At 67.5% G+C, this 23,436-nt stretch carries 20 protein-coding genes, 3 tRNA genes and 1 pseudogene; 8 read left to right on the top strand and 16 right to left on the bottom strand.

From position 1 onward, the window contains the following. Positions 1–45: 45 nt before the first annotated feature. Both ATO4_RS21085 and ATO4_RS21080 read right to left on the bottom strand, forming a co-directional pair. Complete coding sequence (locus ATO4_RS21085) at positions 46–1,842, bottom strand: PAS domain S-box protein (RefSeq protein ID WP_176223097.1); 1,797 nt, start codon at positions 1,840–1,842, stop codon at positions 46–48. Positions 1,843–2,062: 220 nt separating this feature from the next. After that, a complete protein-coding gene (locus ATO4_RS21080; RefSeq protein ID WP_083593748.1) occupies positions 2,063–2,806 on the bottom strand; it encodes a Crp/Fnr family transcriptional regulator in 744 nt (247 codons plus the stop codon). 143 nt (positions 2,807–2,949) lie between these two features. On the opposite strand from ATO4_RS21080, the gene ATO4_RS21075 reads away from it, so the two are divergent. Further along, on the top strand, positions 2,950–3,342 hold the full coding sequence (locus ATO4_RS21075; protein WP_083593747.1) for a response regulator: 393 nt from the start codon (positions 2,950–2,952) through the stop codon (positions 3,340–3,342). Positions 3,343–3,563: 221 nt separating this feature from the next. Next, a complete protein-coding gene (locus ATO4_RS21070) occupies positions 3,564–7,472 on the top strand; it encodes a chemotaxis protein CheB (protein ID WP_083593746.1) in 3,909 nt (1,302 codons plus the stop codon). 465 nt (positions 7,473–7,937) lie between these two features. On the opposite strand, the gene ATO4_RS21065 is transcribed toward ATO4_RS21070, so the two are convergent. The 9 genes from ATO4_RS21065 to ATO4_RS21025 all read right to left on the bottom strand — a co-directional run bounded on the left by ATO4_RS21065 (position 7,938) and on the right by ATO4_RS21025 (position 17,576). Beyond that, positions 7,938–8,186 carry a hypothetical protein gene (locus ATO4_RS21065; RefSeq protein ID WP_176223096.1) on the bottom strand — a complete coding sequence of 83 codons (249 nt, stop codon included), beginning with the start codon at positions 8,184–8,186 and terminating at the stop codon, positions 7,938–7,940. Between the two features lie 71 nt (positions 8,187–8,257). Next, positions 8,258–10,804: an arsenate reductase (azurin) large subunit gene (locus ATO4_RS21060; RefSeq protein WP_083593744.1), complete on the bottom strand. Its 2,547-nt coding sequence runs from the start codon at positions 10,802–10,804 to the stop codon at positions 8,258–8,260. A gap of 12 nt (positions 10,805–10,816) precedes the next feature. Further along, positions 10,817–11,344 (bottom strand): arsenate reductase (azurin) small subunit, encoded by a 528-nt coding sequence (locus ATO4_RS21055; protein ID WP_083593743.1) that lies wholly within the window; start codon positions 11,342–11,344, stop codon positions 10,817–10,819. Between the two features lie 171 nt (positions 11,345–11,515). After that, positions 11,516–12,826, bottom strand: coding sequence for a sigma-54 dependent transcriptional regulator (locus tag ATO4_RS21050; protein ID WP_083593742.1), 1,311 nt, complete (start codon positions 12,824–12,826; stop codon positions 11,516–11,518). Then, a complete protein-coding gene (locus ATO4_RS21045) occupies positions 12,816–14,267 on the bottom strand; it encodes a HAMP domain-containing sensor histidine kinase (protein WP_083593741.1) in 1,452 nt (483 codons plus the stop codon). Before ATO4_RS21045 ends, ATO4_RS21050 begins: the two co-directional genes overlap by 11 nt. Continuing rightward, entirely contained in the window at positions 14,267–15,112 is an 846-nt protein-coding gene (locus ATO4_RS21040; protein WP_280940515.1) for a PhnD/SsuA/transferrin family substrate-binding protein, read from the bottom strand. The genes ATO4_RS21045 and ATO4_RS21040 overlap by 1 nt, the downstream gene beginning before the upstream one ends. Before the next feature lie 430 nt (positions 15,113–15,542). Continuing rightward, positions 15,543–15,617: transfer RNA gene (locus tag ATO4_RS21035), tRNA-Glu, on the bottom strand. A 172-nt stretch (positions 15,618–15,789) separates the two neighbouring features. Further along, positions 15,790–16,866 carry a D-Ala-D-Ala carboxypeptidase family metallohydrolase gene (locus ATO4_RS21030; RefSeq protein WP_245308870.1) on the bottom strand — a complete coding sequence of 359 codons (1,077 nt, stop codon included), beginning with the start codon at positions 16,864–16,866 and terminating at the stop codon, positions 15,790–15,792. 269 nt (positions 16,867–17,135) lie between these two features. Next, positions 17,136–17,576, bottom strand: a complete 441-nt coding sequence (locus ATO4_RS21025) for a VOC family protein (protein WP_083593777.1) — start codon at positions 17,574–17,576, stop codon at positions 17,136–17,138. A gap of 749 nt (positions 17,577–18,325) precedes the next feature. Between ATO4_RS21025 and ATO4_RS21020 the strand changes: the two genes are divergently transcribed. The 5 genes from ATO4_RS21020 (at position 18,326) to ATO4_RS21000 (ending at position 20,452) form a co-directional block, all read left to right on the top strand. Further along, entirely contained in the window at positions 18,326–18,901 is a 576-nt protein-coding gene (locus ATO4_RS21020; RefSeq protein WP_083593738.1) for a cold-shock protein, read from the top strand. Positions 18,902–19,145: 244 nt separating this feature from the next. Next, entirely contained in the window at positions 19,146–19,610 is a 465-nt protein-coding gene (locus ATO4_RS21015; protein WP_083593737.1) for a DUF192 domain-containing protein, read from the top strand. A gap of 329 nt (positions 19,611–19,939) precedes the next feature. Next, positions 19,940–20,016: transfer RNA gene (locus ATO4_RS21010), tRNA-Pro, on the top strand. Between the two features lie 44 nt (positions 20,017–20,060). After that, positions 20,061–20,366, top strand: coding sequence for an ETC complex I subunit (locus ATO4_RS21005; RefSeq protein WP_083593736.1), 306 nt, complete (start codon positions 20,061–20,063; stop codon positions 20,364–20,366). A 10-nt stretch (positions 20,367–20,376) separates the two neighbouring features. Further along, positions 20,377–20,452, top strand: a tRNA-Arg gene (locus ATO4_RS21000). 2 nt (positions 20,453–20,454) lie between these two features. Here the strand turns inward: ATO4_RS21000 and ATO4_RS20995 are convergent. From ATO4_RS20995 to ATO4_RS20980, 5 genes are all read right to left on the bottom strand, one after another. Then, positions 20,455–21,555 (bottom strand): tyrosine-type recombinase/integrase, encoded by a 1,101-nt coding sequence (locus ATO4_RS20995; RefSeq protein WP_083593735.1) that lies wholly within the window; start codon positions 21,553–21,555, stop codon positions 20,455–20,457. After that, positions 21,555–21,734, bottom strand: coding sequence for a hypothetical protein (locus ATO4_RS20990; RefSeq protein ID WP_083593734.1), 180 nt, complete (start codon positions 21,732–21,734; stop codon positions 21,555–21,557). The genes ATO4_RS20995 and ATO4_RS20990 overlap by 1 nt, the downstream gene beginning before the upstream one ends. Next, the gene (locus ATO4_RS20985) at positions 21,734–21,955 is read right to left on the bottom strand and encodes a hypothetical protein (protein WP_083593733.1); all 222 of its coding nucleotides are present in this window, start codon (positions 21,953–21,955) and stop codon (positions 21,734–21,736) included. The genes ATO4_RS20990 and ATO4_RS20985 overlap by 1 nt, the downstream gene beginning before the upstream one ends. Next, positions 21,952–22,107: a hypothetical protein gene (locus tag ATO4_RS27875; RefSeq protein WP_176223095.1), complete on the bottom strand. Its 156-nt coding sequence runs from the start codon at positions 22,105–22,107 to the stop codon at positions 21,952–21,954. Before ATO4_RS27875 ends, ATO4_RS20985 begins: the two co-directional genes overlap by 4 nt. Before the next feature lie 74 nt (positions 22,108–22,181). Beyond that, complete coding sequence (locus ATO4_RS20980) at positions 22,182–22,472, bottom strand: hypothetical protein (RefSeq protein WP_083593732.1); 291 nt, start codon at positions 22,470–22,472, stop codon at positions 22,182–22,184. Between the two features lie 475 nt (positions 22,473–22,947). On the opposite strand from ATO4_RS20980, the pseudogene ATO4_RS20975 reads away from it, so the two are divergent. Next, positions 22,948–23,388: pseudogene (locus ATO4_RS20975) on the top strand (transposase); the annotation flags it as partial. Positions 23,389–23,436 lie beyond the last annotated feature (48 nt).

Here is a 23,436-nt window from a genome sequence, read left to right as displayed (position 1 = left end):
CGGACCCCTGCCGGACCTCTCGCCGCGGGGGGCTGCCCCGGCGCTTCAGCCGTTGATCTCGCCCGCTCCCGGCAGCGGCATGATGATGGTGCAGCGCACGCCGTCCGGCTCGAAGACCTGCTCGGCGCGGGCCCGCAGCTGATAGCTCAGCGTCCGTTCCAGAAGCTCGGTGCCGAAGCCCCGGCGCCGGGGCGAGTCCGGATCGAGGTCGACGCCGCTCTCCTTCCAGATGAAGCGCAGGACGCAAGCATCGGCTTCCTCGAGATCGCTGACCTCCCAGCGAATGTCGATGTGCCCTTCGGGCTGCGACAGCGCGCCGAACTTGATCGCGTTGGTCGTCAGTTCGTGCACCGCCAGGCCGAAGGTTTCGGCTTCCTTCGCCGGCAGGCGCACGCCCGGGCCTGCGATCGTGACGTTCTCGCCTTCGCGGGCGGTGGCGGCGACGAGTTCCTCGGCGACGAGGTTGAGCAGCGAGACGCCGATGGAAGGATCCCGTGTCACCGCCGTCTGCACCCGCGCAAAGGCGTCGATCCGCCCGTCGAGATGCATGGCGTAGTCCTCGACGCTCTCGCTCGTCTCGGCGGTTCGGCGGGCGATCGAACGGATCACCGACAGGGTGTTGCGGACGCGGTGCTGGAGTTCGGCGAGGAGCAGCCGTTCGTGTTCGCGCAGGCGACGGAGATCGTCGACGTCGGTGGAGGTTCCGAGCCACTCCAGCGTCGTTCCGTCCTCCTCCATCGAAGGCGTGGCGCGGGTCTTGAACCAGCGATAGCGGCCGGTCGCAGCCTCACGGATGCGGTAGTCGGCACGGAAGCCGAGCTGATCGCGAGCCACGCTCCAGGCGGCGATGGCAGCCCCGCGGTCGGCCGGGTGGACGGCCTCCAGCCAGCCGCGGCCGCGGCTCGCCTCGACGGACAGGCCCGTGAAATCGACCCATTGCGGGCTCGCCCAGGTCCATTCGCCGTCGTCCTTGCCGCGCCAGACCAGCTGCGGGATGCCCTCCATGAGAGTGCTGAGCCGGCGACGGCTCTCGCGCAGTTCCGCCTGTCCCCGTTCCCGCTCGGTCACGTCTTGGCCGATCTTCAGAAAGCCCCGCAGCTCGCCGCCGGCACCCCGAAGGGGAGCAACCATCCCTTCGATGAAGACCCGGCTGCCGTCGGCGCGCACGTGCCAGCGCACGTTGAGGGCACGACCCTCTTCCCCGGCTCGCACCAAATCCGCTCCTGGCTCGCCCGCCTCCTGATCGTCCGGGGTGAAGAGAATCTGCGAATCGCGTCCGAGGATCTCGTCGGCGCTGTAGCCGAAGATCGCCGCGGCGCTGGCATACCACGCGGTCACCAGCCCTCGCGGGTCGGTGGTGAAGATCGCGTAGTTGCGCGCGTTCTCCACGATCAGGCGCAGACTCTCGGCGCTTTCCGTCAGTTCATCGTCGGCGCGCCTCTGATGGGTGATGTCTCTGGACAGGATCCCGAGCGTATCGTCCCTGGGTCCTTCGATCCGGAAGGCTCGTGCCTCCAGATGTGGCCGGGTCTCAGCCAGAGGGCAGTCCACAGGTTCGGGCACGCCGGTTCGGGCGACACGGGCGAGGGTCTCGAACTGGATGGCTGCCGGTTCCGAGCCGAGCGAGCGCCTCGTCCGCCCGACGATGTCGGCAACGCCCGCCTGGCGGCCGAATGCCTCGTTGATTTCCAGGAAGCGGTAGTCGACCGGTTCGCCCTGTTCGTCGACGATCATCTGGATGACGCAGAAACCCTGCTCGATCGCCCTGCACAGGGCGTCATGGCGCGCGCGGACGCTCGCGGGGCGGTCGGTCCCGCTCCTGCTGTCAAGCTGCTGTCGCACGGCCTCGACTAGCGCTCCCGGCCAGGACTCGATCGGCCCGAGCGGCGTGCTCGACCAATCGAAATCTGGGCTGATGCCCGGCATGTCATTCTCCCGGTCGCGTCTGGCCCGCCGCTCGTCGTCGTTCCAAGTCGTCAAACTCGCAGTTTCTCCTTGCTCGAGCGGCAACGGAACGGCCGTTGGATTGTTCGACAATTGAGGCAAAGACTTGCGTGCGCGTCTATTGATTGGCCGCCAGATGCTTGCCTTCGCCTTCGAGATGCAGGTAGTTCGCGTTGAACAGTGCGATCCGTTCGAGCGCCGGGAGATCGTGGATGGTGAGGACCCTGCTCTTCAGATCGATCAGGCCGGCATGCCGGAGATCCTGCAGCACGCGGTTGACGCTGACGGCCGTCAGCCCGGTCATCTCGCCGATCTCAGCTTGCGAGAGCGGGAGCTGGCAGCTGCACCGCTCGACCAGCCCGACGCAATCGAGGCGCACATAGAGTTCGCACAGGAGGTGACTGATGCGCTCCTTGGCGTCCCGCTGGCCGAGGCTTGTCGTCCACTCCCGCTGGATCGCCGCGCTGACGAGGCTCTCCCACCACAGGGCCTGGGCAATCCTCGGATGGCCTTCGACGATCGCTTCGAACATCTCGCGGGTGACCTCCGCCACCGTGACCGGCGTGACGGCCGAGATCGAATGGTCCATCTGCTTCAGGATGAAGATGTTGATGTCGCAGAGATCACCCGGAAGAAACAGCGATATGATCTGGCGTCGGCCGTCCTCCAGACCCTTGTGCCGGCAAGCCCAGCCGTCCAGAAACAGGCTGACCGTCTGGGGGCGCTCACCCTCGCCGATGATCGTGTCGCGCGGGCCGAAGCGGCGAGGACGGGAGCGGCAGAGAGCCTCGAGCACTTCCTTGTCATCTTGCGAAAGCCGGGTGAAGTGCCCGAGTTTACGGACCAGGCGAGAGTTTTTCACGTCGCATTCGCTTCCATGTCCTGAGAAATTGCACCATGTTGAAATGTAATGTTGAGACGACCGGAAGAATTTCAAACGGCGCCGCCATTTTTCGGTTGTATCGGAGAGTAGTGGGCGCTTGTCGTCGTATGGAGGGGTGATACGTGGACGGCGGGGAGAAGGGACTGCTTGGCAAGAGGGTGCTCGTCGTCGAGGACGAATACTACATCGCCAAGGACATCACTGACGCTCTGGAAAAGCTGGGCGCCCGCGTGATCGGGCCGGTCGGCACGAAGGAGGAAGCCATGGAGCGGCTGCGGGAGACCGAGGTGGTCGACCTGGCGGTGCTCGACATCAACCTGCATGGGGAAGCGATCTATTCCGTCGCCGACGAACTGTCGCGGCGAGCGATTCCCTACGTGTTCGCAACGGGCTACGATCCGACGGCGATCCCCGAAGCCTATCGGGACCGACCGCGTTGGCAGAAGCCGTTCGATCCGGACGAACTCGCCGGGGAACTCGTGGAATCGATGGCCGCATCGAAGGAGGGATCCTGATGAACTGAGCTGCTGCGGTCGGGTCCCGCCGGGCCGAGGCGCACGCCGCCGCCAGGCGGGGTGTGTTTGCCCGCCCCGCAGGACGGATAGGGTCGCCGCCGCCTTGCGATGCGCATCCGGGGCCGGCAGAGCCTCTCGGCCACAGATCCCGTGTGCCGCCGGTGCCCTCGACAGTGCGCGAGGGCCGCTGGCGCCAGATATTATTCCGAGGAGTTTCCCCCTTGGCTGACGTCGACACATCGCCGCCGGGGCGCGCGGACCAGCTGACGCCGGTCTGCGCGATCGGCGCATCGGCCGGCGGGGTCGCCGCGCTGCGCAGCCTGTTCCGCCAACTGCCGACGGATCTCGGCCTTGCCTATGTGGTCATCCTGCACTTGGCGCCCGACCAGCCGAGCGCCATGAGCGAGATCCTCTCGATCTGCACCACCATGCCGGTGCACCAGGTGGAGGATGGGCCGGCGCTGCGGCCCGATTGCGTGTACGTCATCCCGCCCGACCGCGAGCTGGCGATCGAGGGCGACAACGTCACCGCACGGCCGTTCAGCGTGCCGCGCGGGCGCCGGGCGCCGATCGACATGTTCTTTCGCTCGATCGCCGCGGCGCGCGGGGACGGCATGGCGGTGATCCTGACCGGGGCCGGGTCGGATGGGACGACGGGCGTGCGCGCGATCAAGGAGGCGGGCGGCGTCGTCTTCGTCCAGGAGCCCGCCGAGGCCGAGTTCCCCTCGATGCCGCACAACGCCATCGCCACCGGAGTCGCCGACTTCGTCGCTCCGATCGCGCGGCTGGTGGAGCGGATCGGCGAGGTTGCCCGCAGCAAGGAGGCGGTGCGCTCGCTGAATCTCGACGGTGCCGCCAACGACCTGAGGCGCGTCGTCGGCCACCTGCGGGCCCACACCGGCCACGACTTCGGCAGCTACAAGCGCGCCACCGTCCTGCGGCGGGTCCTGCGCCGCATGCATGTCTGCCGGGTCGACAGCCTCGACGCATATGCCGCCCACCTGCGCGAGACGCCCGAAGAGGCGCAGCAGCTTTTTGCCGATCTGTTGATCTCGGTCACCCGGTTCTTCCGCGACCCACCGGCTTTCGAAGTGTTGCGGCAACAGGCGATGGCGCGGCTGTTCGAGGATGTACCCGAGGACGGACTGCGGGTCTGGTCGGTCGGCTGCGCGACCGGCGAGGAGGCGTTCAGCATCGCCATCCTGCTCATGGAGGAGGCGGCGAGGCGCCGCCTGCACGTGCCGATCCAGATCGTCGCCACCGATCTTGACGAAGGAGCGCTGGCGACGGCGCGGGAGGGCCGCTACCCGCGCTCGATCGAGGCAGACGTCCACGAGGAGCGCCTGAAGCGCTTCTTCATCGACGAGGGCACGCACTACCGGGTGCACAGGGAGGTGCGCGACACCGTTCTGTTCGCCTCGCACAGCGTCTTGAAGGACCCGCCCTTCATGCGGCTCGACCTGATCGTCTGCCGCAATCTCCTGATCTATCTGGAGCGCTCGTTGCAGCAGCAGCTCTGCTCGCTGTTCCACTTCGGGCTGAAGTCGGGCCGCTACCTGTTTCTCGGATCGGCCGAGACGGTGGACGCGGCGACGGACATGTTCACTCCCGTCGACCGCGAGGCGCGGCTCTACCGCAGCCGCCCGCGGGCCGCCCACAGGTTGCCGCTGCTGCCGCAACTGCCCTCGCAGCCGGGCTCCTTCCGCTCGCGCGCCGAGGAGCCATCGCAACGCGACCGGCGCGAGGACGCTTCCTCCGCGTCCCACCTGGCAGCGCTCGAACAGGCCGCGCCACCGAGCGTCATCGTCGACGAAGGTCACAACATCGTTCACCTGTCACCGACGGCCGGGCGCTTCATCCAGCACTCGGCCGGGCCCTTCAACGCGCGCCTCTCGGCGGTCGCGCGTCCCGAGCTGCGTCTCGACCTGAAGCTGGCCCTCGACCGCGCCTTCGACCTGAAGCTGCCGAGCCTCACCCACCCGGTGACCGTCTCTTTCGACGGCGAAGGGCGCCGGGTCTCGATGCATGTGACGCCGGTCGCCGCGGAAGGCCAGCCGGCGGCGCAGGCGATGGTCTTCTTCCTCGACGGCGGGCCGGCCGAGGAGCCGGATTCCGGGTCGGAGGCTGTACCAGCCGAGACACGGCGGCTGCAGGCCGATTTGAAGAGCGCCCGGGAAGCGCTGGTCGCCAGCCGCAACGAGCAGGAAGTCTCGATCCAGGACCTGCGGGCAGCGAACGAGGAACTGCAGTCGATCAACGAGGAGTACCGCTCGACCGCCGAGGAACTCGAGACCTCGAAGGAGGAACTGCAGTCGATGAACGAGGAGCTGCAGACCGTCAATGCCGAGCTCAAGGGCAAGCTCGAGAGCATCTCGGCGGCTCACAGCGACCTCAAGAACCTGACCGCGGCGACCGAGATCGGCACCCTGTTCCTCGACGCCAAGCTGCGGATCCGGATGTTCACGCCGCCGGTGGTCGACCTCTTCAACATCACCGAGAGCGACATCGGCCGCGCCATCACCGACTTCACGCACCGCCTGACCTACGAGAATATCGAGGCCGACGTCGAGCGGGTGTTGCGCGACCTCACGCCGGTGGAAAGCGAGATCGGCAGCACGGACGGCCGCTGGTACATGATGCGGCTGCGGCCCTACCGGACGATCGAGGACCGCATCAGCGGCACCGTGCTGACCTTCGTCGAGATCACCGACTGGGTCGAGGCGGAGATGGGCTTGCGGGATTCCGAACGCAGTTTCCGGGCGCTGGTCCAGGCGAGTTCGCAGGTGCTCTATCGGATGAGCCCCGGATGGGAGCAGATGCGCCAGCTCACCGGCGGCGGCTTCCTGTCCGATACGCACGATGCAGATGCCCGCTGGCAGGAGAACTACATCCTGCCCGAGGATCGGCCACGGGTGCAGTCGGTGATCGACGAGGCGATCCGGGAGAAGAAGCCCTTCGACCTCGAGCATCGTGTCAGGCGCGTCGATGGCACCATCGGCTGGACGCAGTCGCGGGCCGTGCCGATGCTCGGCAAGGATGGCGCGATCGAGGAATGGTTCGGCGCGGCGAGCGACGTGACGGCAGGCAAGGAAGCCGCGGAGGCGCTGCGCGGCAGCGAGGAGCGCCTGCGGCTGGCCCTGGAGGTGGGCGGTCTCGGCACGTGGGACAGCAATCTGGAGACCGGTGAGACGACATGGTCGGACAACCAGTACCGCGTCCTCGGCTATGCCGTCGGCGAGGTCCAACCGGGCGATGAGGCGTGGCTGCGCCGCGTCCATCCCGAGGACCGGGAAGAGCTGGAGAGGGCGCTGGAGGCCTCACGCGAGGAGCGCCATGTCTTCGAGCACGAATACCGCGTCATCCACCCGGACGGATCCACCCGCTGGTGCTTTGCGCGCGGCCGCTTCCACTACGGTGTCGACGGCCAGCCTGTGCGGATGATCGGCGTCGTCGAGGAGACGACGGAGCGGCGGGAATGGGCCGAGCGCCAGCGGGTCATGGTCGCCGAGCTGCAGCATCGCACGCGCAACCTCCTCGCCCTCGTGCGCTCCATCGTCGGCCAGACCATCAAGGGCAGCGGCACCCTGGAAATGTTCCGGGACAAGCTGAACGACCGCCTGGCGGCCCTGTCGCGGGTCCAGGGGCTGCTGTCGCGTTCCGGCGAGGAGCCGATCACCATCCGCTCCCTCGTCACTGCCGAGCTCGACGCGCTCGGCGCGGCGGAACTGCAGAAGCGGGTCACCGTCGACGGGCCGCGGATCTCGTTGCGCAACACCGCCGTCCAGACCCTTGCTCTCGGCCTGCACGAGCTGGCGACGAACGCCCGCAAATATGGCGCGCTGTCCAATGACGACGGGCATCTGGCGATCCGCTGGCACGAGGACAGCGTCGAGGATGCGCCGCATGTGGTCATCGACTGGACCGAGACCGGCCGCAAGCCTGCGCCTCCGGACGAGGGCAGGCCGGTTCAAAAGGGCTATGGCCAGGAACTGATCGAGAAGGCGCTGCCCTATGCTCTCGGTGCCCGCACCACCTACGAACTGACGGACGACGGCGTCCGCTGCACGATCGCGCTGCCGCTGTCGGGCCGGCGGCGGATCGACAGGGAGGAGGCGGGCGACGAGCCGTAGGCGGTTCATCCGAGACGGGGCGCAGGCACATCTTCGTCGGGGGAGATCGTCCGGTCTCCGCCGCGCCGAGCCGCACCGAACGGCCGCATTGCTGATACGAACCGGAGGCCGGCCCTGCGTCGCCCGCCGCGGCGCATTGTCGGGAGCCGATGTCGGGGAGGGGACGCGGCCTTGCGGGGCGGTGCTGCAGGAGGTGTGACGACAGGCAACGGCACGGCACGAAGACCCACAGCGTGCCGCGCCGGCCGGGATGTCCTTCTCGCCCTCGAGCCGGATGTTGTCGCCCGCCCGGCAGCTTCGGCGAGGCATGACGACGCCCTCCACGACATCGGCATGCTCCAGCATCACCACCGCGTCGCATCCACTAGAGCATGATCCCGAAAAGTGGGAACCGGTTTTCGGGGAAGATCATGCGGCAACAATAAGATGGAGCGGGATGTCGATCGAAGCTGATCTCATCCCGCTCTAGCCGGCTTGGCCGTCGGCTACGGCCCGCAGGGCGAGCGCATAGCCATCGACCGCCGAATGGTCGAAGGGCGGCAGGCTGCGCGGCGCCGCGATCGCACCGCGCAGGATGCGGCCACGGGCCCGAGCGAGGACGACCACCTCGGCGCCGGCGATCGGCACCAGCGTCGCCAGCACCCTGGCGGCCGCATCCCTGGGGGTCAGCAGCCGCCTGGCATCCGAAGAGGGATCGGCGTCGTCAGTTCGCACCACTCTCGCCATCCGATTGCGGTGCCGTCGCGGAAAAAGGGCGGCCTGCGCCGCCCGTTTTCTGTTTTTCGTCAGACCCGATATTCCTTCGACTTGAAGGAGAGGTGGTCGACCGCAGCCGGCTTGTCCGCCAGCTTGCGGATGTCGGCCCAGGTGTTCTTGTAGTTCGGGATGACCAGTTCGTTGACGCCGGCATTGACGACATTGCCCTGCACGCCGCTCGGATAGCCGAACAGCATGAAGGTTTCGCCGGGACGGGCCGACGGCGTCGGATAGACCATCGCCTGGGTCGATCCGACATCGTTCCAGATCTCGACCAGATCACCCTCGCCGACGGACAGCTTCGCCATGTCGTCGGGATGCATCTCGATGAAGGGGTAGGGCCAGCGATCCATGACCAGCTCGTTGTCCTTGTCGAGATAGGCCGACTGCCAGACCAGATTGGCCCGGCCGTTGTTGATCAGATAGGGATAGCGCTCGCGCTGCGCCTCCTTGCCCTCGGCCTGCAATCCGGTCCATTCGGCGACGAGGAACAGCGCGCGGCCGTCCTCCGTGCCGAACTTGCCGTCCGCGTAGAGCCGCTTGGTGCCGACGATCTTGCCGTCCTCGAAGCCGGTCGCCGGCTCCTGGAAGCCGTTGGTGCCCATGGCCCGCAGCCTTTCGTAGGTGACATGTTCGCCGCCGGCCGCGTTCTTGCGGTAGCCGTCCTCGAAGACGTCCTCCTCGGTCTGCCAGTCGAAGCCCTGGAACTTGTCGGCATAGGCCGCATCGCCCATCTCGCGCAGCACCCGCTCCATGTTGTTGGCGATCCGGGCGGCGATGATCGCGTCGCCCATGGCCTGGCCCGGAGGGTCGATGTAGCGCTCGGTGATGCGCATGCGCCGCTCGCCGTTCATCGAGGTCAGGTTGATCTCGCCGGCAGTGGCGGCCGGCAGGATGACATGCGCCGCCTCGCCGATGCTGGTCGGTACGATGTCGACGTCCACCACGAACAGTCCGCCGTCGTCGATGGCCGCGACGATGGCGTTCACCAGCCCTTCGCGGTCGCCATAGGGGACCGAGTTGATCGCGTCCTTCACCTTGTCGCTGCGCTCCTTGTAGGTGCGCTTGAACTGCATGGCGTTGAGCGTCGTCTTGTAGTTGTCGCAACCCCAGATGTGGTGAACCGCGCCTTCGCCGTTGATCAGAACCTGGTCGACATAGGGCGCCGGCCGGCCGATGAAGCCGTCGCTCGGGCGGACATAGCCTTCCTGGTGGCCGCCGAGGCGAACGACGCCGCCGCCGGGCCGGCCGACATTGCCGGTCGCCAGCGCGAGGTTCACCAGCGCGCCATTGGTGCGGTAGTTGTCGTTGCCCCAGATCAGCCCCTTCTCATAGGCGAACATCGTGCGCCGACGTGATCCGTCGCCCTTGGGCTGGGCGATCCATTCGGCCGCCTTGCGGATGTTCTCCACGGAAAGCCCGGTGATCTCCGCGGCCTGCTCGAGGCTGGTGCGGTTGCGTTCCACTGCGTCGGCGAAGGTGGTGAGCGGCGCCGGCTGGCCCTTGGTGGAGGGTTTGCGCGGCAGCATCTGGGACTGGTCGCTGCCGGTCTGCGTCCCCGCCACGGCGGTATGGTTGTCGATGAAGTCCCGGTCCACCCAGCCCTGGTCGGCGATGTGGGTGAACATCGCATTGAGCAGCACCATGTCGGTGCCCGGCTTCACCGGAAGATGCAGGACGTTGTCCGCCCCGGCCTCGACCTCGCAGGCATTGACGCTGACGGTGCGTCGCGGGTCGACGAAGACGATGCGCGCCTGGGGATGCTCTTCGCCCGGCAGTTCGCTGTCCTTGAGACCGGCGGAGGTGCCGCGCAGGTTCGGGATCCAGTGGTTGAGGAAGTAGTTGGTCTGCGCCTCGAGCGGATTGGCCCCGACGACGAAGATCGTGTCGGCGAGTTCGGCGTCCTGATAGCAGTTGTTGAGCTCGCCGACGCCCATGTCGCGGGTCGCATGGACCTCGGAATTGTAGGCCGGGCGATTGTGGATGCGGATGTTGCGCACTTTCATCGCCTCGAAATAGAGCTTGCCCGTCCCCCAGGTGAACTCGTAACCGCCGCCGGCGCCGCCATGGTCGGCAGCCGAGACGACGAGCGCGTCCTCGCCGCGGTTCTTGACGACCCGCGCGGTGACGCGGGCGACGAGGTCGAGCGCGTCGTCCCAGCTCGTCGGCTGCAATTGCCCATAGCGCCAGACCAGCGGGTCGGTGAGGCGCTGCAACTGCGTCTGGCGGGCGCGGCTGTAGCTCATCTCGGCGATGCGGGCGCCGCGCGGCGAGGCGAGGCCGGAATTGACGACGCACTCATGGTCGGGCTTGACCACCAGATGGACGTCGCGGCCATCCTGCTTGACGACATTGTACATCGAGGGCGAATACCAAGCCGCCGTCTGCGGCGGCTGCTGGACCGAGAGATCCTCGCCAAAGGCGTTGTCCGCCGCGCCGACGCCGCCCTGGCGGTTGATGTCCCAGCTATAGGCTTTGTAGCCGCAGCCAACGATGCAATAGTGGCAGACCACGGTCTGCACCTTGGCATCGGCAGGGATGATCGGCAGGCGGTCGATCTGTCTCTTGTAAGCCATGTGACCCTCCCTCTAGAGAACGTTCGACAGACGACCGTAGAGCAGCTCGTCGACGCCCTCGGCGTAGATGTCGCCCTTGTCGTCGACGCGCAGCACGTATTGCGGCAGGTTCTGGGTCGCCTGTCCCCAGACCTGCATGCCGCCCTGTTCGGGATCGAAGACCGAGTAGTGGCCGGGGCAGTTGAGGGTGCGGGAAGCGGACGTGTAGGAGAGCGGGAAGCCCTGATGCGGGCAGGTCGTTGTGAAGCCGACGATGTCGCCGTCCGGCCCGACCCCGCCGGGCACGGCCTTGCCGAGCTTCAAGAGCACGCCCGGCGCATCGTCGTCGGGATAGGCGACATAGAGCGGGCCATCGGCGGTCAGCTCGCTGACATTGCCGAGACGGTTCGACGGATACGACACCCGGGCGAGTTGCGCGGGGGCCGCGGTCTGGGCCTGCGCCGGCATTGCTGCGCTCGCGGCGACACCCGCCGCAGCGGCGGCACTGCCCCGCAGGAACTGGCGGCGGCCGATATCGACCTTCTTGTCACATCGTTGCATGAAATCCTCCCTGATCTCGAGGGAGGTCTCTGCATGCCGCGTGCCAGTTTAGAGGCAACCTAAACTTGGCAGATGATCCCGTTGGCCAAGTGGAATCCGTCCGGAATCACGAACATGCTGCAGTGCCGTGCGTCCGGAAATCCGAACGGCACCGGCCCGGTCGTCGGATTGTCACGAGCCGAGGCCGAACCGGCGCATCTTCTCCCAAAGGGTCGTCCGGGAGACGGACAAAAGTCTGGCCGCATCGCCGATCTGGCCACGGGTCGCGTCGAGGGCCCTCAGGATCTCGCGGCGCTCGGCGGCGTCCCTCGCCGTTGCCAGCGATGCGACGAAAGCGGCTGGTTCGGCGACCGCTGCCTGATGCTCCGGAAACAGATCGACGGTCGCGATCAACTCGCCATCGGCGAGGGCGACGGCGCGCTCCATCCGATTGCGCAATTCCCTGACATTCCCCGGCCAGGAATGCGCGATCGCGGCCTCTTCGGCGAGCGAGCTGATGCCGCGCAGCGACGTGCCATTCCGTGTCATGGCGTCGAAGAAACGCTGCATCAGCCAGCCAATGTCCTCCAGCCGGTCGCGCAGGGGCGGCACCTCGATGGAAACGACGTTGATGCGGTAGAGGAGGTCTTCGCGGAACCGGCCCTCGGCCACGGCCTTCGGCAGCGACTGGTTGGTCGCCGTCACCACGCGGGCGCGGAACGGCACCGGGGCCGTCCCGCCGACCCGGTCGATCTCGCGGTTTTCCAGGAGCCGCAGCAGCTTGCCCTGCAGCTTCAACGGCATCTCGCCGATCTCGTCCAGGAAGAGCGTTCCCGCGCCGGCTCGCTCGGCATAGCCGAGATGTCTGGCAAGCGCCCCGGAGAACGCCCCGCGCTCATGGCCGAAGATCTCGCTTTCCAGAAGATCGTCCGGGATGGCCGCGCAGTTCACCGCCACGAAGGGCGCATCGCCATTGGCGGATTGGGCATGCAGGAAATGGGCGCAGACCTCCTTGCCGACACCCGTTTCACCGGTGAGGAGCACCGGAGCCGGCCGATCGGTGAGGCGCAATAGCAGGGTTTCGATCGCCTGCATCCCCGGCGACGGTCCCAGAATGCCGCTCGAAGGCGTCTCGATGGGGCGGAGCAGGCCGTCGAGCCGGCTGAGGAACACGTCCATCGCGAAGGGCTTCGTCAGGTAGTCGCCGGCCCCCGCCCGCATCAGCCGCACCGCCTGGTCGACGTCGCCATAGCCGGTGATGAACAGGAACGGCGCCGCCGTCTTGTCGCTCGTCTGGCGAAAGACCTCCTCGCCGGTGATGTGCGGCAGGCGCAGGTCGCAGACGACGATGTCCGGCCTGAAACCGGCCACTTCCCGGGCGGCACGGGCGCCGTCGCGCCACCATTTGACCGTGCCGCCCTCCAGTGTCAGGCGTTGGAGAAGCGACTCGCCCATGATCGGATCGTCCTCGACGACGGCGATGCGGCGACGTTCAAGCAACATGGGGCAAGGCCTCCTGCTGCTGCAGGGGGACGCGGAGCACGATCCGCGTTCCCCCCAGGGTGCTGGTCTCGATCGCTATCTCGCCGCGCATCTCGGCCACGAGCCGCCGCACCAGCCACAGCCCCAGCCCCGCCTGCGGCTCACGAGGCGAGCGCGGCTCGTCGGGCGACGTCAGGAACTGCGCAGCCTCCGGCGGCAGGCCGTCTCCGCTGTCGTCGATCGATGCCACCAGCACGGTGCCTGCCCGACGGGCGGCGAACAGAACGACGGATCCGTTCGGCGATGCCGCGCAGGCGTTCAGAAGCAGGTTCAGGAGGGCCTGCCGGATCTTCGTCGCATCGACCGGGACACTGGCGGCCAATTCGCTCGTCCACCCGAGGGTGATCGCGCGGCGCTGCGTTTCGGAGCGCATCAACAGCCGCAGGTCGTCGAGATCGGCAGGCAGCAGCGCTCGACATTCCCCGCCGGCCCGGTAGCTGACGAGGGCCGTCTTCACCACGTCGCGGATGCCGCCGAGCCCGCGCTCCAGAAGCGCGATGGTCGCCTTGCGGACCAGCGGCTTGTCGCCGTGCCGCTTCAGCGTGTCGAGACTGTTGAACAGGCCGCCGAGCGGATTGTTGATCTCGTGCGCCATGCCCGAAGCCAGCCGGCCGAGGCTTGCCAGACGCTGCTCCTCGGCGAGCCGGCGGGCCAGTTCCTCGCGCTCGCGGACCGCGTCGACGAGCCGGCCGTAGGACCTCAGCAGTCGTCCCGTCTCGCCGCGCGCGGCGAGCAGTTCGGGGGCAACCGGCGACATGTCCGAAACGGCGCTTCTCTGCAGGTGGTCGCCGAGAATGCGCATCGGCCGGACCATGCGCGTGACCACCAGATAGCCCAGTATGGCGAGGACGAGGGTGATGACGGCATTGGATGCGATCAGCGCCAGCAGCACCTCGCGGCGCTCCGCCGCCAGATGCGCGGTATCGAAGCTCGCATAGACGCTCCCGACGGTGCGATCCTGATAGACGAGATCGCGGCTGAGATAGGCTCGCGAACCGTCCTCGTTCGCCAGAAAGCCGCCACCGGCAGGGAAGCGGGCGGCCACATCCGCCGGCAAGGCTATTCCCGTCGGTACGGCGCGCGGATCGGAGGCCGCCAGGACACGCGCTTGCGCGTCGAGGACGATGGTGCCGTCGGGAGCGAGCCCGCGATACATGCCCTTCGCACGGTCGATCGTGTCGAAGGTCTCCCAGACGTCGTGGCGCAGCAGAGCCGGGATCAGCGACGAGGAGAGGCCGTCGAGATAGGCGTTTCCCAGCTCGCGCAGATGCTTTTCCTGCGTCGCCTGGAGGCGTCCGAGCACCTGCTGCGAGACGAGGATGCTGACCGCCACCATCAGCAACGCGACGAGCGTCGGGACCTTCACGGTGAGTGGCCAGGAGGACGCGGCGAACCGGGCCATCAGCTCGCCCGCCGAAGCTGTTCGACCATGCCGGCAATGCCGTCATAGAGGCCCGCTTCCGCAGCCGCGAAGCCGTCCAGCCTCAGCATCGACAGCACCTGTCGTCCCGAGGGATCGGAGCCCATGGCGAGGAGCGCGTCCCGCAACAGGACCGTCGCCGGGCTTCCTGCCGCGGCTTTCGCGCTGGCGATCGGCGGAAAGCCGAGCCATTCCGAGGCCCGCAGCACCCGCGTCTGGCCGGTGAGTTCCGGCTCCAGTTCCTGCATCACCTCCCAGACATAGCCGTCGACGCTGCCCGATCCGGCAAGGCCCGAGGCCACCGCGCGCACCACGTTGCGATGGCCATAGGTGTAGAAGCTGCTGCGAAAGAAGCTGCCGATGCGCTCGCCGGCGCCGGCCAGAAGCGCGGCCGTCACGAGATAGCCCGAGTTGGAATCCGGATCCGACAGGGCATGGACGTCGCCGCGCAGCATCCGCCAGTCGTCGCCGGGGCGGTTCCTGTCGACGATCAGATAGGACCGGTAGCGCGGTTGCCCGCGCCAGAGGGGCACGGCCACGAGCGACAGGTCGGCTTGGTACTGGACGAAGGGATAGCCGCAGATCCAGGCCGCATCGACCTGGCCGGACACGACCAGCGCGGTGATCTCCTGATAGGTCCTGCGGCTCACCAGTTCGACCGGCAGACCCGTCGCCGCCTCGAGATAGGCGCGAAGCCGGTCGAGGAGATCGAGGTCGGAATTGCGAAAGACCGGTGTCAGACCGAAAGCCAGTCCCGGGCGCGTCGCCGCGATCGTCGGGCGGGGCAACGCCGATGCCAGCGCTGCCGTGGCAAGTCCCTCAAGCACCCTCCGCCTGGCAATCGAGGGGACATGCCTGGCGGGGCTGCTATTCACCAGCCGCATCTATCCATCACCAACAGTCCCGCGACGTCTCCATCGAAGCATCGTCCGATCCAACCGCATGGTCAATGGGTGGTGGCACGACGCCATGGCAACCGACGGAACTCCCGACAGGCGAAGAGCGCCGCCTCGCGAGCCTATCGCTCGAGCGATGTGCGACGGGACTTCCCAACCCGTGCGAACGGGTAGCTGCCGGGCAGATCTGCAGGCACGCGCGCCGGACGGACTGCCAGACGCCATTGCGTTCTGTCGGATCAACCGAGATCGCCACCGCCATGTTGCACCTGCATGTTATGCAGCGGCCTGATCAGCAAGACGAGCAGCATGGCGGTAGGTGGTCGATCTACAAGAGGGCCGGCATGCCATTTGAAGGAAATGGTACGCCCAAGGGGAATCGAACCCCTCTCTCCACCGTGAAAGGGTGGCGTCCTAACCGATAGACGATGGGCGCAGCGAGGCGCTGTATACGGATGATTCTTTTGGATCGCAAGGCGCCGTCGCGATTTTTCCGTGAATGCCGGAAAGGCGATCGGATCGAGGTGCGGCCGCCGGGGAACGGCGACGGCGTGGGCCGGCCTGGACCGGCGAAGACCATGTGCGAACAGGCAGATGCAGGGCCTGTCTCAACGGCGCCGGCAGCGCCAGTTCCAGTCGCGCTTCGGCCCGAGGTCGATGTGGATCGCGTCGGTGTGACAGTAGGTGCCGACGCCGCCGCGGCCGGGCAGGGCCCGCACGAAGGCGGCGACCTTCAGCGAATCGGCGCCCGGCACCACGAGGTCGGCGGCCTTGCAGCCCATGTGCTGCGACCGCTTCGCGCCCTTGACGCGGGCGTTGTGGCTCGGACTGCGATAGCCGGAGGTGATCACGGCCTTGGCGCCGAACCGCCGCTCGATGGCGCGGATCTGGGACACCAGGGCGCCGGGGAAGCACGAGGTCTGCACGTCGTCCCGCGCGACGCTGAGCCCGTTCGGAGCCATCCGGGCGAAGCCGCCGAGGGAGGCGACGCGGTAGGACGACATCACGTCGTCGATCGCATCGGCCTCGTCGGCCGAAGCCCGCTGGCCGATCTCGAACAGCGAGGACGGATCGACGCCGGGAAGATCGGCGAGGCCGCCGGAGGTCTCGGCCGGCGCGTCCCGCCTCAGGACGATGCGGCGGCTCTTGGTCTTGTCGACGTTGCCGATCGGCGTCTTCGCCTTTTCCTTCGCGAACAGCGAGGCGAAGAGCGACTTCTCCTCGCCGCCGGATCCGCTGCGGGCGCCGTCGCCGGCGTTCCCTTCGGTGACAGTGCCGCCCGCATAGGCGGCGACCGGGCGGGCCGTGGTCATCTGCTCGCGCAGCGTCGGCGCCGTCTCTGCGCCGCCGCTCTCGCCGGCAGCGGCGGTCGCCGCAGCCGCCGGGCTCTCTGCCGCGGCCGCCACCTGTGCCTCGGCATCGGCTGCGGCGGGGGTGTCCGCCGCCGCGGCAGCGATCGCCGTCTGCGTGTCGCCCGAGCCCGAGCCCGAGCCGGAGTCAGTGCCGCTGGCGGCGCCTTCCCCGGCGGCTTCCGGCTTCGGCGTGGCGCTGGCGAAACCGAAGGCGGACGTATCGTCGACCGCCGAGACGCAGGAGCTGAGCAGCGGTGCAGCCACGAGCATCGCGCTCGCAAAAACGGCCCTGACGAGCGCGTGGCCCGTGGCGACCGATGATTGGGTCGTCAAGGATTGGGTCGTCAAGGTTTTCCCCTCTCCGCGACGGGCTCGCTGCCCGTCGTTTCCCGGCGTCGAACGCGCCGTTCGTTTGCCCGGGCGGGCCTTGCGCCCGATCCCGGTTCCCCGTTTGCAACCTGTCGCGTCGCCGCCTCGATCCCCATCGAGAGCCGCAAGGGAAACCCCTGTCGTCATCAAGCTGAACGACGCGTCATTAGTTTGTATGTCCACAATGTGGCGAAAGGACGTTTACAACCTTTCGGCAGCCGGGGCGAGTCGATTCACCAGGAGCCGGTGTTCTGCATCGAGCTCCAAGGTTCCGCCGGCTCCTTCGCATCGCCTTTCTGCAGAAGTTCGAAGGAGATGTCGTCCGGCGACTTGACGAACGCCATGCGGCCGTCGCGCGGCGGGCGGTTGATCGTCACGCCGGCATCCATCAGCCGCTGGCAGGTCTCGTAGATGTCGTCGACCTCGAAGGCGAGGTGGCCGAAATTGCGGCCGCCGGAATATTCCTCCGGGTCCCAGTTGTAGGTGAGCTCGAGGAGCGGCGCCTTGGTCTCGGCGGCTTCCGGCATGTCGGCGGGCGCGGCGAGGAAGATCAGCGTGTAGCGGCCGTTCTCGCTGTCGATGCGCCGCGTTTCGACGAGGCCGAACTTGGTGCAGTAGAAGTCCAGCGACTGGTCGATGTCGGTGATCCGGACCATGGTGTGGAGGTAGCGCATCATCGTCTCCTGAAGTGACGTGTCCACGGCGGGCACGATCTGAGCCGCCGCGACTGCCGTTTGATCGATTTCCTCGAGCAGCGCCAGCAGATCTTTCCCGCCGGGCATTTGCCCTCGCCGTTGTATCGCCGTCCCATCGCCGGCCGGATCGTCCGGCCCATCGCCCCGTCTTCTCTTGGCCGACCATCGTGGGGGCCGATCCTCAGAGGTCGGGTCTGTCGGTTGCCTGTCGGCACCCGGCCGGTTCTCCCCAGACCGGCCCAAGGGACGGGACCATCCGGGCCGGGCGCAATCCGTCTTCCGTCCGGCGCCGCGGGAGCGCCGATCGGACGGCCGGAAGTCTAGGGCCGGCGGGCTTGTCGCCAAGCCCTCGGGCCAGGCCTTCGGTGCGGCGGCGGCGGTCGGGGTTTCATCATGCCGAGGCGCGGGCAGGGCGCCTTCGAGATAGCTGTGGCACCGGCATCGGCCGCTCTGCCGTGCTGCGGGCAAGCGGATGGCCGGGCGCGTTCGCGTTGGGCTGGTTCCGGCACGGTATCGGAATGGCAACCGCATCCGCCAAGTCATGCCCTCCCGTCACCTTGGCTTCGCATTTACTTGCACGGGTGCCGGAATTTTCGGCCATGTCCGGCGATTTGGTGATTTTGTGTCGAAACATGGCAATTTCCTCTACTGCCTCTTGCGGGGCATGGGACAGTTAATGCTAAGTTTCAGTCTCGTGATTCGGTTGGCGTAAAAGGCGGAACCCCCGAATGCCGGATAGACTATCGACACGGATCCGTACCGTCAGTGACCAGGCAACGAGCGGCGAGGTCGATCTCAGCGTCGTGTCCGGGCACATCAAGTGGTTCGATGCCTCCAAAGGGTTCGGCTTCATCGTTCCGGACGATCAAGGGCCGGACATTCTCCTCCACGTGACCTGCTTGCGGCGGGACGGCTATTCTTCCGCACCGGAGGGCGCGAGGCTCGTCTGCGAGGTGCAGCGGGGCGAGCGGGGCCTGCAGGCCTTTCGGATCCTGTCCATGGACCAGTCGACCGCCGTCCATCCCGCCCAGCTCCCGCCGTCGCGAACCCATGTCAGCGTCGTCCCGAGCAGCGACCTCGTGCGCGCGGTGGTCAAATGGTTCAACCGGACGCGGGGCTACGGCTTCCTCACCTGCGGCGACGGCACGCCCGACATCTTCGTCCACATGGAGACCCTGCGCCGTCACGGCCTCTCCGAGCTCCGGCCTGGCCAGGAGGTTCTCGTGCGCTTCGGGGCCGGGGACAAGGGGCTGATGGCGGCGGAGATCCAGACGCCCGACGGTGTCGGCCCGGCGGTCCACTGACGCACGGCCGAGGGGGCGGCATGCGCGGCCGGGTGCGGTCTGCGAGGCGCTGCCGGAGCCCCATGCGTCCGAGAGGAGGCAGAAGGAATGCTCCAGGCCGGAGCCCGTCGAAACGGGGTTCGGGCGCGCCGGCGGCTGGTGCGCGGCGGCAAAACGTTGCATCTTCCGGTCATCTTCCCCGGTCGGCGACGCTGCCGGGGACCATCGCCAACCGGGGAGCGCGCACGGCGCGTGACGAGGTCGCATGAATACCAGGAAGCTTCTCGCCGGCCTCGGGGTCGCCGTCGCGGCGGTTCTGGCCGCCGGCTATTTCGCCATGGCTGCCGGCGATTTGTCGCGGGCCGTCTTGCATACGAAGAGCGGCGAGCATCCCGTCATGGTCGAGCTGGCGCTGACGCCGAAGGATCGCGAGGTCGGCCTGATGAACCGGCCGGAGATGCCGGCGGACCAGGGCATGCTGTTTCGCTTCGACGAGACCCGCATCGTCGCCATGTGGATGAAGAACACGCTGATTCCGCTCGATATGCTGTTCATCGACGACGCCGGCAAGGTGGTGACGATCAAGACCAACGCCCAGCCCCTGTCGCTCGACGTCATCCCCTCCGGCCAGCCCGTCCGCTACGTCCTCGAGTTGAACGGCGGGGCGGCGGCCCGCTACGACGTGGCGATCGGCGACCGGCTCGAGAGCGAGATCATCCCGGCGCAGTGAGGCGGACGGAGGCGACCGCGTCCGCCTGGTTCCTTTGCAGGCTCCGGCGCGGCTTGCGCGTGGCTGAGGCGCCTCCCGGTCGTTGTTCCTGAATGATCCGCGTCCGGCCGCCTCTGCGCACGCTGGCCGGAGGCTGCCGGAGAGCGATCCGGCGAGCCGCCCGATGGTCCCCCGCGGGATGATCGCCGTCGGTCTCGCGCGCCGTCTTCCAGTCTGGCGGCGGCCGGCATCGAACCCGTCGCCCCGGATCGGCGCCGGCTCCGTCGATGCCGCTTGACTTGACCGGCAAAGCCCGGCAGACCGCTGGGGCGAGACGGGTCACCCGTGTGCGGAGCGTAGCGCAGCCTGGTAGCGCATCTGGTTTGGGACCAGAGGGTCGCAGGTTCGAATCCTGCCGCTCCGACCATCCGGGTTCCGATCGCGAGTGACAGCGACGAAGCGAGGGCGCACATGGTTGCACGCATCTTTCGGCCATCTCGTACCGCCATGCAGTCCGGCAAGGCCAAGACGCATCACTGGATTCTGGAATTCGAGCCCGAGGCGCCGAAGGCAGTCGAGCCGCTGATGGGCTACACCTCCTCGCGCGACATGCGCTCGCAGGTCCGCCTGACCTTCGAGACGAAGGAGCAGGCGATCGACTACGCCGAGCGCAACGACATCCTCTACCGGGTGGAAGAGGAACAGACGCCCAAGCGCGTCCGCGTCGCCTATTCCGACAACTTCAAATACGACCGCCGCCAGCCCTGGACCCATTGAGGCCAGTTCCGGCCCCGTAGCTCAGTGGATAGAGCACCGGCCTTCTAAGCCGATGGTCGCAGGTTCGAATCCTGCCGGGGTCACCATTCTACTTTTCGTGCCTTGATTTTGCTGAGTTTTTGGCGCTCAGCCCCGCACCGAATTCAGGGTGCGGGGAAAGGCTGTTCACGTTCAGTCCTTCCGCGGCCTTCAGGGCCATGGTGCGGGCGTCGGCGCGGCGGGTGTAGTGGGACGCCATGGCGGGCGAGGACCAGCCGAAGAAGGCGTCGAGGAGGCGGTTGCTGGCGCCGCCTTCGGCCATGATGGTGGCGATGCGCTTGCGCAGGCCGTGGGCCCGGACGGGGAGGCCGGCCTCGCGGCACCAATCCGAGAAGGTGTTGCCGAAGCTCGCCGCGCTGCCCCAGGGCTGGCCGCGGCTGGTGACCAGGAACGCCATGTCGCCGGTCGGCGAGGCGTCGATCGAGGCCTGCAGGGGCGGCAGGATGGCGATGTAGACCGGGGCGGATGTCTTGGTGCGTCGATACTCGATGACGCCGTCGCGGAGGTGCTGGCGGCCGATCTTGATGGCGTCGGCGCGGGCGAGGCCGGTGAACAGCATCAGGTCCATCGCCAGGCGCTCGCGCGTGCCCGTCGGATAGTGCCGGCAAAAGGCGAGGATGTGCTCGTCGCTCCAGGGGGTGAATCCCTCGGTGCGGGCGTTCGGACGTTTCACGCCCTTGGCCGGATTCTCCGTCATGTAGCCGGCATCGATCGCCCAGTCGAACAGCTGCGACATCGTCTTCAGAAAGGTGATAGCGGCGAAGGGCGTCGCGGCGCGGCGATCCCGGCCCGCGGCGATGGTCTGCCGGTCGATGCCGGCGATCTTCATCTTGCCGCCGGTCCTGCAGACGGCGTTCAGCACGTTCCTGCGCATCGCTTGCGTCGACGGGGCGAGGGTCATGAAGGGCGCGCTCTGCTGGTAGCGATCGACGAGCCATTGCAGCGTGCCCTTCGCCACCGTCGGCGCCGCATCGGCGGCGGGGGCGCCGGTCAGGGCGGCGTTGTAGGAGGCCCACCATTCGGCCGATCCGAAGTCGCCCTTCAGCCGCGTCCTGCGGCCGTCGCCCTTGCGGAAATACCATACCGTCTTCCCGTGGCGGGTGGTCTCTTTCTGGACGAAGGGCGGGCGGGGGCGGGGCATCTCCTGCATCAGAGATAGCCTTGCTCGCTCTTGTCAACCTCGCGAGAGCCCTTCGGCGGCTCGTCGGACGGCACGAAGCGGACGCGACCGTTCTCCGCGATGATCTCGACATGCACGCCGGCGGCGGCGGCGCCCTTCAGGATCGCCGTCACCTGCCGCTGCGTGGCGGAAAGCGGCTTGGCGCCCATCAGCTTCGTTCCTCTGCTGAACTCGGGAAGGCGGGCACCAGCTCCGTAACGGAATGATCCGGGCGGGCCGGGGTGTCGTAGCAAGAGACCTGCAGCGCCTCGGTGCCGAGGCGTGCGGCTCTGGCGGCGTCGTGCAGCCAGTCGGCGACGCGCTGGGCGGCGGCCTGGTCGGCCTCGGGCGTCTCGACCGTGAAGACGGCGGCGACGAGAAAGGTCTTCACGGGCGGGGCTTTCTTCCTCGCCTCTTGCCCTTCGGCCCGGCAGCCTTGTTGAGGGCGTTGACGGTGTCGCGCAGCTCGTCGCGCATCTTTTCGGACAGCTCGCCGCCTTCGAGCCAGGCGATGAGGGCGGGGATTTCGCGAAGGAGCTTCATGCGGCGTCTCCGTGAGGATTGCGCCCGGCCGCAAGGGGCGGGCGACGATGGATGACAGGCCGGGGCCTCGATGATCAGGAAAGCTGCTTTTCGCTGAGGCCGTAGGCCAACTGGCGGGCGGCCTGGCCGTCGCGGGCGAGATCGTCGGGCGTGTAGCCGGCCTCGATCAGGTCGGCGTCGGTGCAATGGCCGCTGAGGGCGGCGATCTCGATCATCCGGGCAGCCATGGCCCGGGCGCTCACCGCCGTATCCGGGAACATCTTCTCGGCGGCGAGCGGGCGGGTCGGCAGGCCGGCAATGGCCTGGCAATGCGCCTCGATCATCGCGGCGCGCTCGGCGGGGGTGAGGGTGCGGAACTGGATCATCGCCTCAGCCTCCCACCGTCGTGGCAAGGGCGCCGAGGCCCATGCCGATCATGACGCCGGCGGCCATGCCGAAGGCGAAGAGACAGAGGGTGACGAGACCGAACCGGCCTCGGCGATGCGCCACCGGACGGTCTTGGCCTCGGCGCCCAACGCTGCCGCCAATGCGATCGAGGGGGACATTAAGGCCTCCCCCTCGTGGCTCATTGTGCTGCGGAGGCTGGATCGCTGCGAAGACCGCAGCCACTCTAGGCCGAGAGGAGATCGACATAAGAGGTGATCGGATCATCGGCTTACGATTGGCGACAACAAATTCGGACACTAGGAGGCTCCCACGGGATCGACATATGAGAGAGCGTACCTTATGTACGATAGCTGTCAAGTACATTATGTACGATTAAGGTATGGCTGGTAGACGAAAAATGTGCGTATGATTCGTCCGCTACGATGCGGCTGGTCAGGCACCGCAGGATTACTCCTGTTCGACATCGAGCGTGAGGTGAACGGCCGCTCGGCCGAGGAGCGTCTTGCCGCCCGGCAGGAGCGGAGCGTGCCCGTTCTCGCCGACCTGGAGGACTGGATGCGCACCGAGCGGGCGCGCCTGTCGCGCCATGCTCCGGTCGCCAAGGCCATGGATTACATGCTGACGCGCTGGGAGAGCTTTGCCCGCTTCACCACCGACGGCCGGATCTGCCTCAGCAACAACGCGGCGGAGCGGGCGATCCGCGGCCTGGCCCTCGGCCGCAAGTCGTGGCTCTTCGCCGGCTCCGATCGCGGCGCCGACCGCTGCGCCTTCATGTTGACGCTGATCGCCACGGCGAAGCTCAACGACATCGACCCGCAGGCGTGGCTCGCCGACGTCCTTGCCTGCATCGCCGATTGGCCGCAGACCCGCCTCGGGGAACTTCTGCACTGGTGAACCGCCCCGGGTTTGCCGGAGGCCGTTTGGTTTAAGTTACGCTGCTAT

Source organism: Aurantimonas sp. 22II-16-19i (genome assembly GCF_002088275.1).
Classification (GTDB): Bacteria; Pseudomonadota; Alphaproteobacteria; order Rhizobiales; family Rhizobiaceae; genus Jiella.
Note: the sequence above shows the minus strand (reverse complement) of the source record. Positions and strands in the feature narration are given on the sequence as shown.

What these genes read in the sequence shown, in the direction of transcription:
- ATO4_RS21060 (WP_083593744.1), bottom strand. Translation starts at nt 10,804, where the DNA reads ATGGCTTACAAGAGACAGATCGACCGCCTGCCGATCATCCCTGCCGAT.
- ATO4_RS21055 (WP_083593743.1), bottom strand. Translation starts at nt 11,344, where the DNA reads ATGCAACGATGTGACAAGAAGGTCGATATCGGCCGCCGCCAGTTCCTG.
- ATO4_RS21050 (WP_083593742.1), bottom strand. Translation starts at nt 12,826, where the DNA reads ATGTTGCTTGAACGTCGCCGCATCGCCGTCGTCGAGGACGATCCGATC.
- ATO4_RS21045 (WP_083593741.1), bottom strand. Translation starts at nt 14,267, where the DNA reads ATGGCCCGGTTCGCCGCGTCCTCCTGGCCACTCACCGTGAAGGTCCCG.
- ATO4_RS21025 (WP_083593777.1), bottom strand. Translation starts at nt 17,576, where the DNA reads ATGCGCTACCTCCACACCATGGTCCGGATCACCGACATCGACCAGTCG.
- ATO4_RS21020 (WP_083593738.1), top strand. Translation starts at nt 18,326, where the DNA reads ATGCCGGATAGACTATCGACACGGATCCGTACCGTCAGTGACCAGGCA.
- ATO4_RS21015 (WP_083593737.1), top strand. Translation starts at nt 19,146, where the DNA reads ATGAATACCAGGAAGCTTCTCGCCGGCCTCGGGGTCGCCGTCGCGGCG.
- ATO4_RS21005 (WP_083593736.1), top strand. Translation starts at nt 20,061, where the DNA reads ATGGTTGCACGCATCTTTCGGCCATCTCGTACCGCCATGCAGTCCGGC.
- ATO4_RS20995 (WP_083593735.1), bottom strand. Translation starts at nt 21,555, where the DNA reads ATGCAGGAGATGCCCCGCCCCCGCCCGCCCTTCGTCCAGAAAGAGACC.
- ATO4_RS20990 (WP_083593734.1), bottom strand. Translation starts at nt 21,734, where the DNA reads ATGGGCGCCAAGCCGCTTTCCGCCACGCAGCGGCAGGTGACGGCGATC.
- ATO4_RS27875 (WP_176223095.1), bottom strand. Translation starts at nt 22,107, where the DNA reads ATGAAGCTCCTTCGCGAAATCCCCGCCCTCATCGCCTGGCTCGAAGGC.
- ATO4_RS20980 (WP_083593732.1), bottom strand. Translation starts at nt 22,472, where the DNA reads ATGATCCAGTTCCGCACCCTCACCCCCGCCGAGCGCGCCGCGATGATC.